The following is an 11,942-nucleotide window of genomic DNA, read 5'->3' on the forward strand; positions in this document are numbered from 1 at the left end:
TCATACATGCGATCAGGACTAGATCGGAGGGTGACACGATGAACGCCATCACCATAAGGAACCTGTCCGATAAGGCGAGCCGGGCGCTGGAAGTGCTCGCGGAAGAGAACGGCACCACGACGGAAGCCGAGGCGGAACGCATTTTGAATGACGCGCTGGCTACCGTCGAACTCAAGCCCAGCCCTGAGGTCGAGACACCAAAGGAAGGGTTGATTTCCGCGTTTCAGAAGTTGCGCGAAAAATATCCCGAACTGGAAGATATCGAGTTTTCGCGGGATCAAACGCCCGCCAGGGGTGTCTCGTTTGAATGATTATTCTTGACACGAATGTGATTTCCGAAGTCAAGAAGATCGAAATTCACCCTGGAGTGGAGGACTGGCTTCGTCGTCAGAAACCTGGAGTTCTTTTTGCGACTGCCATTAGTCTGGCGGAAGTTATGTGCGGGATCGAGATATTGCCGGATGGTCGGCGCAAATCTGACCTAAGAAGCGATATGGAGCGCACTTTTGCCCATCAGTTCGAAAGCCGCATCCTCCCATTTGACGAGCGCGCTGCTCGCGCCTACGGCCGCATCGTTGCCTCTGCTCGCGCCAAAGGGCGATCGATCCTGATGGCCGACGGCCAGATTGCCGCCATCGCCCGAGTGCATGGCTTTGCCGTCGCCACCCGCGACACATCGCCGTTCGAGGCGGCGGGCGTGCCGGTGATCAATCCCTGGGAGCTCTAAAGCTCCACCGCCTCGACCTTCTTGTTGACGAAGCGCAGCCCGACGCCCCCGTCGATCAGTTTCAGCGCGGTGTTGCCGAAAAGCTCGCGCCGCCATCCCGCGAGGGCGGCGACGTCCGCATTCTCCCCTTCGGAGGCGATCTTTTCCAGATCGTCCGTGTTGGCGATGATCTTGGCGGCCACGCCCTCCCGGTCGGAGATCAGTTTGAGCAGGACCTTGAGGAGCTCGACAGCCGCGGCCGTGCCCTCCGGGACATGCACATGCTTCGGCGGGTGCGGCATCTCGGCCTTCGGCAGCGCCAGCGCCGCATTGACCGCCTCGACGATCGCCGCTCCCGAGGCGGATCGTTCCCAGCCTTTCGGAATGGTGCGGAGCCGCGACAGGGCCTCCGGATCCTTCGGCTGCTGCTGGGCGATCTCGTAGATGGCGTCGTCCTTCAAGACGCGGGAGCGCGGCACGTTGCGGCTGCGGGCCTCGCGCTCGCGCCAGGCGGCGACGAATTTCAGGACGGCGAGTTCGGTGGGCTTCCGGAGACGGGCCTTCAGCCTGATCCAGGCATCGTCCGGATGCAGGTCGTAGGTCTCGGGGGATTCGAGGATCGCCATTTCCTCGGTCAGCCACAGCGCCCGGCCTTCGCGCTCCAGTTCGGCCTTCAGATAAAGATAGACGTCGCGCAGATGCGTGACGTCGGCCAGCGCATATTCGAGCTGCTTGTCGGAAAGCGGCCGACGGCTCCAGTCGGTGAAGCGCGAGGACTTGTCGATCTGCACGCCCTTGATGCGGTTGACGAGCTGGTCGTAGGAGACCGAGTCGCCGAAGCCGCAGACCATGGCGGCGACCTGCGTGTCGAAGATCGGATGCGGCACGAGATTGCCGAGGTGATAGACGATCTCGATGTCCTGGCGGGCAGCGTGGAAGACCTTGGTGACCGCAGGGTTCGCCATCAGCGCGAAGAAGGGCTTGAGGTCCAGTCCCTTGGCGAGCGGATCGACCAGCACTTCGAGGTCCGGGCTCGCCATCTGGATCAGGCAGAGTTCCGGCCAGAAGGTCGTTTCCCTAAGGAATTCGGTGTCGATGGTGATGAAGTCCGATTGGGCCAGCTTGGCGCAGGCTTCCTCGAGGGCGGCGGTCGTTTCTATCATTGTTGCGTTCGTATGAGGGTGCTCAACCTTCCTTTCCCGTCCGGCCGCATATGTCAATACACGAAGGGGCTTTAGCGTTACTCACGCTCATCTTTATCAGGGGGGCTGGCAAGTTTGTTGAAATAGGCCGACGTCCTGAGGAGCGAGCGGAAGCGCGACGGGCGTTCCGACGGCGGCACGGAAGGCCGCGCCCGCATACGGCGGACTGTGAAGATGAGGAAGCCCATGAAGATGAAGGAGGTATAGAGGAAGAAGGCCCGGGGACCGTAATATTCGAGCAGGATCGAGGCAAGCAGCGGTCCCACGGTTGCCCCGACCGACCAGTAGAACAGCAGGCCGGCGGAGACCAGCGCATGCTCGCCGGGCTTGGCATAGTCGTTGCCGTGCGCCGAGCAAAGCGAATAGAGCGGCATGGAGAAGGCGCCGAACAGGAAGACGCCGACGATGTTCGCCGTCTCGTTGGTGCCCGCTCCGAAGGAGAGATAGGCGCCGGTGACGATCGATCCGATCGTCGTCCAGACGATGACGCGGCGGCGGTCGAGCTTGTCGGAATAGATGCCGAGCGGATATTGCAGCACCACGCCGCCGATGATCCCGGCGCTCATGAACGTGGCGATGGCGGTGATGCTCATGCCGAGCTCTTCGGCATAGATCGGCCCGATATTGCGGAAGGCCGCCATGGAGAGACCGACGGCGACGACGCCGACCACGGCAAGCGGAGAGATGCGCCAGACCGCCTTGAGGTCGAAGGCGATCGTCTCCGGCGGCGCAGGGCCCGACTTGTCGGCAAGCGAGATAGGCACGAGGGAGAGCGTCAGCGCGATCGCGATGATGTTGAAGACGAGCGGTCCGTCGATGCCGGCGGCGGGGATGATATATTGCGCGACCGTCACCGAGGTGAGATCGACCAGCCGGTAGACCGACAGCGTGCGGGCGCGGTTGGCATTGGTGACCTTTGCATTGATCCAGCTCTCGACGGTGGCGAAGAGGCTCGCGACCGCGATGCCGGTCACGAAGCGCATAGCGAACCAGAAGGTCGGGTCGATGATCATCGACATGCCGATGGCCGAAGCGGCCGAAACGGAGGCCATGGCCGAGAAGGTGCGGATATGGCCGATGGCGCGCAGGAGCCGCGTCACGTAGATGCAGCCGATCGCGAAGCCGACGCTGTAGCCTGCGCCGATCATGCCGATGATCGAAGGCGAGAACCCCTCCGCCGAGCCGCGCAGCGCGATATAGGTGCCCTGCAGCCCGTTGCCGCCGATCAGGATGCCTGCGGTGACGAGAAGGGGGATCAGCGGACGGATATGGTTCATGATGCCGAGGGAAGAATCGCTGTCGGAGATGACTGAACATCTCTATCGCGTCGGCGCCGTCCAAGACAGCGCATAAACGACCTTATCGATCCCTGCGGAAGGTTTGTCACCGGCGGCGAAGTCCTGCGGGCAGGGCTTCGCCCGATGGGGCTAGCCGTGCTGGCCGAGTTTGGGCAGGACGAGATCGCCGACGGAATATGTGTGGAACTCGAATGTCGAGATTTCGTCTAGCTTGCGGAATTTCTCCCGGAAGACTGGATCGGAGAAGAACTCGTCCACATTGCCGGCATCTCTGATGGCTTCGATATTCACCACGGTCTTGCCGTCCGTGCTTTTGGCGAGATTGCTCCAGAGAAAGCCCGCCTTCCGTTCGGCGACGTAATGAACGACGTCCTGGATGATGCGGAAGGCTTCTTCCTGCTTGCCGGGATGGGCGTGGATGACGTTCACGATAAAAGTGGTCGGTTGCGGCGTTGCAGAGAAATGGGCGGAAAAAAGCGTATCCATCAATTGAGTTCCTTCGGTCAAAAAAAGCGGCTTGGCCGCACCGAAACTGGATACAGGCGGGATGATAGCGGATAAATAATCCGATATTCTCAACAGTGCGGACATTCATTCCGTAATCGGGGCGCAATGATGGACAGGTTGGGAACGCTCGGGATTTTCGTTCATGCGGCCGAGGGTGGCAGTTTCGTGGCCGCCTCCCGCCGCCTCGGAATATCGAGCTCCGCTGTGGGCAAGGCGGTGGCGAGGCTCGAGCAGGAGATGGGGGTGCGCCTCTTCCATCGCTCCACGCGCAGCATGACGCTGACCGAGGAAGGCAGCTATTTTCTGGATACCTGCCGGCGCGTTCTGTCCGAACTGGATACGGTTCAATCGGAACTGTCGAGATTGCACGCCGCACCTCGCGGCATTCTGCGCGTCAGCCTGCCGCTAACCGGCATACTCCTGATGCCGACCGTTTCCGCGTTCATGCGCGCCTATCCCGAAATCACCATGGATCTCGATTTCACCGATCGCCTGGTGGATGTGATCGAGGAAGGGTTCGATGCCGTCGTCCGCACCGGCGAAGTACGTGATACGCGGTTGATGAGCCGCAAGCTCGGCGTGTTCCGCCACCGGATTGTCGCGTCGCCCGGCTACATCGAGACATGGGGGCGACCCGAGGCGCCGCAGGATCTTCTGGATCACAGATGCCTGCACCACCGCTATCCGAGCACCGGCAAGCTTGAGCCCTGGCCGCTCGCCGCTAAAGAGGGGAATGCGCGTCTTGCCTTGCCGGTCGCCGTCACCGCCAGCACGCTCGAACCGATCATCTACCTCGCCGAGGATGGTTTCGGCATTGCCTGCCTTCCACCTTTTACGATCAAGCCGCAGCTCGATGATGGACGTCTCGTCACCCTGCTTGATGACCATATCGTCCAGACGGGTACGTTCCGCGTGCTCTGGCCGACAAGCCGCTTCCTGTCGCCGAAAATCCGCGCCTTCGTGGATTTCATGGCGGACAATCTCGTTGCAGACGGCTCCGCGCCCGCGTTCGCCACGGCCGCATCCACTGCCAAGCCTTGACAAATGGGGCGGGCCATGCGCTTTTCGCGCCGATTTTCCCTATGCCGGCCCCGGCGGCGCGCGCGTCGCCCATTGCCGCAAAAAGCACCAGTCCAGGAAACTTGAAATGCATCGTTACCGCAGCCACACCTGTGCCGCCCTCCGGAAGTCCGATGTCGGCTCCACCGTCCGCCTTGCCGGCTGGGTGCATCGCGTGCGAGATCATGGCGGCGTCCTCTTCATCGACCTGCGCGACCATTACGGCACGACTCAGATCGTCGCCGACCCGGACAGCCCGGCCTTCAAGACGGCCGAAGCCGTGCGCGGCGAATGGGTGATCCGCATCGACGGCCTCGTCAAGGCGCGCTCGGAAGACACTGTCAACAAGGCGATGGCGACCGGCGAGATCGAGCTCTATGCGCAGGAGATCGAAATCCTCTCCGCCGCCAAGGAACTGCCGCTGCCGGTCTTCGGCGAGCCGGACTATCCGGAAGACGTGCGCCTGCGCTACCGCTTCCTCGACCTGCGCCGCGAGAAGCTGCACAGGAACATCGTCAAGCGCACGCAGATCATTTCGGCCATGCGCCGCGAGATGACCAATGTCGGCTTCACCGAATACACGACGCCGATCCTGACCGCGTCTTCGCCGGAAGGCGCGCGCGACTTCCTGGTGCCGAGCCGTATCCATCAGGGCAAGTTCTTCGCCCTGCCGCAGGCGCCGCAGCAGTACAAGCAGCTTCTGATGGTCGCGGGCTTCGACCGCTATTTCCAGATCGCTCCCTGCTTCCGCGACGAGGACCCGCGCGCCGACCGGCTGCCGGGCGAGTTCTACCAGCTCGACCTCGAAATGAGCTTCGTGACCCAGGAAGACGTCTGGAACACGATGGGACCGCTGATGACCTCGATCTTCGAGGAATTCGCCGACGGCAAGCCGGTCACCAAGGAATGGCCGCGCATCCCCTATGACGTGGCGATCCGCAAATACGGCTCCGACAAGCCGGACCTCAGGAACCCGATCGTCATGGAAGCGGTGACGGACCATTTCGCCGGTTCCGGCTTCAAGGTCTTCGCCAACATGATCGCCTCCAACCCGAAGGTCGAGGTCTGGGCGATCCCGGCCAAGACCGGCGGTAGCCGCGCCTTCTGCGACCGCATGAACGCCTGGGCGCAGCAGCAGGGCCAGCCGGGCCTCGGCTACATCTTCTGGCGCAAGGAAGGCGACAAGCTGGAGGGTGCCGGTCCGCTCGCCAAGAATATCGGCGAAGAGCGCACCGAGGCGATCCGCACCCAGCTCGGCCTCGGCGAGAACGACGCCTGCTTCTTCGTCGCCGGCGATCCGGACAAGTTCTACAAGTTCGCGGGCGAGGCTCGTACCCGCGTCGGCGAGGAGCTGAACCTCACTGACAAGGACCGCTTCGAGCTCTGCTGGATCGTCGATTTCCCGTTCTTCGAATATAACGAGGACGAGAAGAAGATCGATTTCGCCCACAACCCGTTCTCCATGCCGCAGGGCGGCCTGGAAGCGCTGGAGGGCAAGGAGCCGCTGGCGATCAAGGCCTTCCAGTACGACGCGGTCTGCAACGGCTTCGAGATCGCCTCGGGCTCTATCCGCAACCAGCTGCCGGAAGTCATGGTCAAGGCCTTCGAGATGGTGGGCCTGAGCCAGCAGGATGTGGAAGACCGCTTCGGCGGCCTCTACCGCGCCTTCCAGTACGGCGCCCCGCCGCACGGTGGCGCTGCCTTCGGCATCGACCGCATCGTCATGCTGCTGACGGGTGCCAAGAACCTTCGCGAGATCACCCTTTTCCCGATGAACCAGCAGGCGCAGGACCTGCTGATGGGCGCCCCGTCGGAAGCGACCCCGACACAGCTTCGGGAGCTCTCGATCCGGGTCATTCCGCCCAAGAAGGACTGATTTCCTTTTCGGCGCTCAGTTTTGACGGCGGCTTTCGGGCCGCCGTTTTTGCATTCGTGTGCAAATTGCTGCGCCGCAGAAAAGTCACAAAGGTTTCATGTTCGAGTGAGCTTTAGTTAAGCCTTATGGGGCAGTTATCGGCAGGGTTTAATGTTGCCGGAGTTCTGTTTTGGCCCTGCTTTCCAATCTCAAAATCGCCCATCGGGTCATGCTGCTCGCCGTCCTCGCGCTCGCCGGCATATTGGCGATCGCGGCGATCTTCCTGGGCCAGAGGCAGGTCGAGGCGGAGTATCGCCGGACGGCAGACAGGCTGACCGGAAAGCAGGCCGAGGTCGCCGGCATGACGGCGAGCTTCCGCGACAGCCTGCTCTGGGAGCAGGATTTTCTGCTCCGCAAGGACATGGCTTCGGCCGATAGGTTCGGGGCTTCCGTTGCCGATGCACGCAGCGTTTTGAATAGCCTGCGCGCTTCCGCGGCACCGGAACTTGCCGGTGAGCTCGACCGGTTGGCTGCCGGCCTTGCCGCATACGAGGCAGGCTTTGCGGCGCTGGTGAAGGACAATGAGGATCTCGGCCTCGACCAGGAAAAGGGTCTGGAAGGTGCAATGCGCCAGGCGGTCCATTCGATCGAAGCGCAGCTCGAAAGCGTCGAGGACGCGGAAATCCGCGCCAGCATGCTGATGATGCGCCGGCACGAGAAGGATTTCATCCTCAGGCGCGACGCGGGCTACATGGAGAAGCATGCCGGGGAGGCGGCGAATTTCACGGCACTGGTGAAGAAGGCATTCCGTCCCGGCGCCCAGCGCACCCGCGTGATGGATGCCCTCGAGGTCTACCGCAGCGCCTTCAAGCTCTACGCCGAGGCGAGCCTGCGCGAGGAACAGTCCCGCCGGCAGGTGTCGGACGCCTATCGCGCCGTCGAGCCGCTGGTCGATGGCGTGCTTGCGGCCTATGAGGAAAAGAAATCCGAAACGCTTGCGGAGAACGAGCGGGTCGCCGGGCGCAATCTCGTCGTGGTCGCCGGGCTCCTCGTCGGCGCGGTTGCCGTACTGCTTGCGGGCGTATGGCTGGTCGGCCGGTCGATTACCCGGCCGGTCGTGGCGATGACGGCGGCGATGCGACGGCTTGCCGGCGGCGAGACTGAAATCGCCGTGCCGAGCCTTGGCCGCCAGAACGAGTTCGGCGCCATGGCCGGTGCGCTGGAGACCTTCCGGCGGGCGGCGATCGACAATCGCCGGCTGGAAGACGAGGCCGCCGCTGCGCGCGCCAACGCCGAAAGCGAGCGCCAGCGCATGCATGATGAGGCGCAAGCCGAAGCACGCGTGCGGTTGCTGCAGGCGACCGAGGGGCTGGCGGCCGGGCTGAAGCGCCTTGCGGAAGGCGATCTTGCCTTTGAACTGACGGAACGCTTCGCCCCCGATTTCGAGGCGCTGCGCGGCGACCTCAACCAGACCATCCGCCGGCTGGCCGATGCCATGGGCGAAATCAGCCGGTCGAGCGCATCGATCGACGGCGGCAGCCGGGAGATCAGCCGGAGTGCCGATGACCTGTCGCGCCGCACCGAGCAGCAGGCCGCTTCGCTGGAGGAGACCGCCGCGGCGCTCGACGAAATCACCGTCAACGTCGCCAATGCCGCCAGGCGCGCCGAGGAGGCCCGCAAGGTTGCGGCCGAGGCGAATGCTTCGGCTGCCCGCACCGGCCAGTTGGTCGACGAGGCGGTTCAGGCCATGCGGCGCATCGAGCAGTCCTCCGATCGCATCGCAAGCATCATCGGCGTCATCGACGGCATCGCCTTCCAGACCAATCTCCTGGCGCTCAATGCCGGCGTCGAGGCGGCGCGGGCAGGGGAGGCCGGCCGGGGCTTCGCCGTGGTGGCGCATGAGGTCCGGGAACTGGCGGGGCGTTCGGCCGCCGCCGCGCGCGAGATCAAGGAACTGATCCGCACCTCGGGAGAAGAGGTGAAGGACGGCGTGCGTTTCGTGCGGGATACCGGCGAGGCATTGCGGGAAATCGGTGGGCATGTCGAGGTGATCAATACGCAGGTCGAGGCGATCGCCGTTTCGGCCAGGGAACAGTCGCTGGGGCTCGGCGAGATCAACAGCGCCGTCAACCAGCTCGACCAGGGCACGCAGCAGAATGCCGCCATGGTCGAGGAGAACAATGCCGCGAGCGCCATGCTGATGGGCGAGGCCGCACGGCTGCGCGAGCTCGTGGGCATGTTCCGGCTCTTGGATGCGGAGGAGGCGCCGGACCTGTCAACGCGTGCGCGTGCTGCCTGACCGGTCGCCCGGGAGCAGCATCGGGGGCCGATCTCAGATCGGCACGATCCGGTTGTCGAGGAAGAACCACTGGCCCGGATTGGCGGCGATGACAGGCTCTACGACGGAATTGAGCAGCATCACGTCTTCGGCGAGCCGGCTTCCCCGGATTTCCTCCGGCGGCAATTCGACCGGCGGCAGCGCATGGAAGGCGAAGCGTATGCCGCCCTCGCGCGTGAGATGGACGGGGCGGATGAGGGCACCCGTCTTGCGTGCCATGCGCACGACCAGCGCGTAATTGCTCTGCAGATGCGCCGGGCGTCCGAAGAAGGGAGCGCGGAGCTTTCCGCCAAAGCCCTCGTCGCAATAGATGATCAGGTTGCCGCCCGCCTCCAGAATCCGGAGCGCCGGCCGGACGTAGCTTATGCCGGGCGGAAGGAGCCCGAGCCCCCCGCTCCGGCGGACCCGGTTGGTGATCCATTGGTGCGACCGTCGCTTCGGCGGATCGTAATTGGTGGTGACATTGAGCCCCATGTCGATGAGGCATTGCCAGAGCAGTTCCAGGTTTCCCGTATGGAAGCCGATGAAGATCACCGGCCGGCCGGCGCATTCCGCCGCCAGGTCTTCCGTGCCCACATAGCGGATGTTTGAGCCGCCTGCCCCGATCCTCCGAAGGACGGAATATTCCGCCCGCTGGCGCCCCTGCGAATCGGCGAACTCCTCCGCCCACCGGTCGATATCGGCTTCCGAAGCGTCCGGCCGGATGATCCGGAGATTGCTGCGCACGCGGGAGAGCGCCTTTTTATGCCAGCGCGGCATCGCAAAGCGCCCCAGAAATCCGCCGATCTCCGAGACGAGAGCGGCCGGCAGCAGCTTGAAGGCGAAAAACATCAGGATTTCGCCGGCATTGCCGGCATTGTCGCGCAGCCAGAAATCGACGAATCGCCGCCGCGCCTCGCCGCCGGCGAGGAAATCCGCAAGCGGCGGCGAGTCCGGCCGCCGGTAGAGCCAGGCCTTGCGTTTGATCGGGTTTTCTTCGGGCGTCCGGCCGGGCTCCATCGTCGGGGGTCACCGGCGGTGCAGCGTCACGGGCAGGCCGCCGCGCGGCCTGAGCGTCAGCCGCGATACGGGCTCCACCCTGTGGCCTTCCGGCACGCGCAGCCTGAAGCGCTGGGCGAGCACGGCGAGGCAGAGGATGGCCTCGGTGAGGCCGAACTGCAGGCCGGGGCAGATGCGCGGTCCGCTCGCGAAGGGAATGTAGCTGTAGGGCACCGGCCGCTTCTCGATGAAACGCTCCGGCTTGAAGAGATGCGGGTTCGGGAAGAGCGAGGGAGTCCGGTGCAGCACCCAGGGCACGATCATGACGAGCGAGGCCGGCTTGACGTCGAGATTGCCGATCCGGTCCGCCTGCTTGGCCTGGCGGGCGAGGATGGGCACCGGCGGGTAGAGCCTCAGCGTCTCCTCGATGACGGCCGTGCACCACTTGAGCTTCGGCACGTCGGCCACCGTCGGCACATTGCCGCCGCAGACCTCTTCGATCTCCGCATGCACGGCCTCTTCGACCCAGGGCGCCTTGGAAAGCAGATACCAGGCCCAGGTGAGCGTCGCCGCCGTCGTCTCGTGACCGGCCATGAAGATCGTGGCCGCCTCGTTGCGCAGCGCCACCACGTCGAGCTTGAGCTCCGGATTGCGCTTCTGCCTGCGGACCAGCAGCTCGACCATGGAATTGTCGTCGCCCTTGCCGGCCAGATGGTCCTCGATCACCTGGTCGATGATGCGGTGGATGCGCTTGACCGAGCGGCGGAGCGTGGGCGTCTTGAAGAGCGGCAGGCCGTCGTCGAAGCCGAGGAAATAGCCGATATTGATGGAATCGATCAGCGACTGGTAGCTCGTGAAGCCGTCGGTGACCATGCCGGCGCGTTCCTCGCCGAGGTCGTTGCCGAAGACGCTGCGGGAGATGATCTCCGCCGTCAGCCCCGCCATCTCGTAGAGCGCGTTGACGGAGGCGCCGTCGCCGAGCCTGTTCCAGCGCTCGACGAGTTCGAGCGAGGTGTTCTTCATGATGTCGCCGAAGGCGGGAACGCGATGCTTGTGGACGATGTCGGCGACGAGCGGGCGCCTCTGCTTCCAGGTCTCGCCGTCCGAGATGAACAGGCCGTCGCCGAGAAGATATTCCAGCGCCCGACGCATCTGCGGGGTCTTGCGCTCGAAATTCTCGTGACGCGTCGCCACGACATATTTGATCGCCTCGGGAGAGTTCACGGCGATGATCTGCCGCCCGAGGAGGGTGACGGCATTGACCACTTCCTTGTGGTCGCTCTGCCGCCAGATCGACAGGAAATCGCGCCGTGCGGTCAGCAGCCGCTGCAGCTGATTGCCCGGCTTGCCGCTGTAGTAGGAAGGATGGGCGGGCTCGAAACGCTTCCGGGGACTGTCGAGGGTCTCGATCGTCTGGGTTTCGGCCGCAAGCCAGGACAGCATGAAAAAGAAAGCCTTTCGTCGATTACGGTCGTTTCCGGCGACGGGTAAACCGTCGTGCCGCACCGCACAGTGGTTTTCACTCGCCTTTGCCCGCGGCGTCAAGGTGCTGCGATACACTCGGCATGTGTCGAGAAGGGGTCGGGAACCTTCTTTCTGCTTGTGTTGTTAGGGCGCCGCAAACACAGGGAGAAAGAATATGCGCAAGACTCTGCTCGCCGCCTCCGCGGCCTTGATCGCGCTTTCGGGCGCAGCCTACGCTCAGACGACGGTCATCACCAAGGACCCGGCCGTCACCGGCTCGACGACGGTGGAGCTTCCGGGCGAGGTCCGTACCTATGTGATGGAACAGAGCGTTCCGTCGGTCACGTATGACGGCACGGTCGCCGTCGGCACCACATTGCCGGATACGGTCGAGGTCCATACGATCCAGGAGCATCCGGATTACGCCTATACGGTCGTCAACGAGCGCCGCGTGATCGTCAATCCGCAGACCCGGGCGGTGATCCAGGTTCTGGAATAAGGCTTTCGCAATGTGCGGAAAACCCGGCGATCGCTC

General features: G+C 63.7%; 11 protein-coding genes. 6 read left to right on the forward strand and 5 right to left on the reverse strand.

Annotated elements, in window-relative coordinates:
• Window positions 1–38: 38 nt before the first annotated feature.
• On the forward strand, window positions 39–311 hold the full coding sequence (locus tag ACMGE0_RS07370; RefSeq protein WP_436815225.1) for a FitA-like ribbon-helix-helix domain-containing protein: 273 nt from the start codon (window positions 39–41) through the stop codon (window positions 309–311).
• A complete protein-coding gene (locus ACMGE0_RS07375) occupies window positions 308–727 on the forward strand; it encodes a type II toxin-antitoxin system VapC family toxin (RefSeq protein WP_436815226.1) in 420 nt (139 codons plus the stop codon). The genes ACMGE0_RS07370 and ACMGE0_RS07375 overlap by 4 nt, the downstream gene beginning before the upstream one ends.
• Here ACMGE0_RS07375 and rnd read toward each other — a convergent pair.
• From rnd to ACMGE0_RS07390, 3 genes are all read right to left on the reverse strand, one after another.
• On the reverse strand, window positions 724–1,869 hold the full coding sequence (gene rnd / locus ACMGE0_RS07380; protein WP_436815227.1) for a ribonuclease D: 1,146 nt from the start codon (window positions 1,867–1,869) through the stop codon (window positions 724–726). The genes ACMGE0_RS07375 and rnd overlap by 4 nt on opposite strands.
• Window positions 1,870–1,946: 77 nt before the next feature.
• Complete coding sequence (locus tag ACMGE0_RS07385) at window positions 1,947–3,185, reverse strand: MFS transporter (protein ID WP_436815228.1); 1,239 nt, start codon at window positions 3,183–3,185, stop codon at window positions 1,947–1,949.
• Between the two features lie 150 nt (window positions 3,186–3,335).
• Window positions 3,336–3,692 (reverse strand): antibiotic biosynthesis monooxygenase, encoded by a 357-nt coding sequence (locus tag ACMGE0_RS07390; RefSeq protein WP_436815506.1) that lies wholly within the window; start codon window positions 3,690–3,692, stop codon window positions 3,336–3,338.
• 129 nt (window positions 3,693–3,821) lie between these two features.
• Here ACMGE0_RS07390 and ACMGE0_RS07395 point away from each other — a divergent pair, with 129 nt between their 5' ends.
• From ACMGE0_RS07395 to ACMGE0_RS07405, 3 genes are all read left to right on the forward strand, one after another.
• Window positions 3,822–4,754 (forward strand): LysR family transcriptional regulator, encoded by a 933-nt coding sequence (locus ACMGE0_RS07395; protein ID WP_436815229.1) that lies wholly within the window; start codon window positions 3,822–3,824, stop codon window positions 4,752–4,754.
• Window positions 4,755–4,860: 106 nt separating this feature from the next.
• Complete coding sequence (gene aspS, locus ACMGE0_RS07400) at window positions 4,861–6,648, forward strand: aspartate--tRNA ligase (protein ID WP_436815230.1); 1,788 nt, start codon at window positions 4,861–4,863, stop codon at window positions 6,646–6,648.
• A gap of 208 nt (window positions 6,649–6,856) precedes the next feature.
• A complete protein-coding gene (locus ACMGE0_RS07405; RefSeq protein WP_436815507.1) occupies window positions 6,857–8,926 on the forward strand; it encodes a methyl-accepting chemotaxis protein in 2,070 nt (689 codons plus the stop codon).
• Between the two features lie 33 nt (window positions 8,927–8,959).
• Here the strand turns inward: ACMGE0_RS07405 and ACMGE0_RS07410 are convergent, their stop codons facing one another.
• Window positions 8,960–9,964 (reverse strand): lysophospholipid acyltransferase family protein, encoded by a 1,005-nt coding sequence (locus ACMGE0_RS07410; RefSeq protein ID WP_436815231.1) that lies wholly within the window; start codon window positions 9,962–9,964, stop codon window positions 8,960–8,962.
• Between the two features lie 9 nt (window positions 9,965–9,973).
• Window positions 9,974–11,386 carry a cytochrome P450 gene (locus tag ACMGE0_RS07415; RefSeq protein WP_436815232.1) on the reverse strand — a complete coding sequence of 471 codons (1,413 nt, stop codon included), beginning with the start codon at window positions 11,384–11,386 and terminating at the stop codon, window positions 9,974–9,976.
• Window positions 11,387–11,582: 196 nt separating this feature from the next.
• On the opposite strand from ACMGE0_RS07415, the gene ACMGE0_RS07420 reads away from it, so the two are divergent.
• Window positions 11,583–11,906 carry a DUF1236 domain-containing protein gene (locus ACMGE0_RS07420; protein ID WP_085422964.1) on the forward strand — a complete coding sequence of 108 codons (324 nt, stop codon included), beginning with the start codon at window positions 11,583–11,585 and terminating at the stop codon, window positions 11,904–11,906.
• Window positions 11,907–11,942: the final 36 nt, after the last annotated feature.

Source organism: Neorhizobium descurainiae (genome assembly GCF_051400715.1).
Lineage (GTDB): Bacteria > Pseudomonadota > Alphaproteobacteria > Rhizobiales > Rhizobiaceae > Neorhizobium.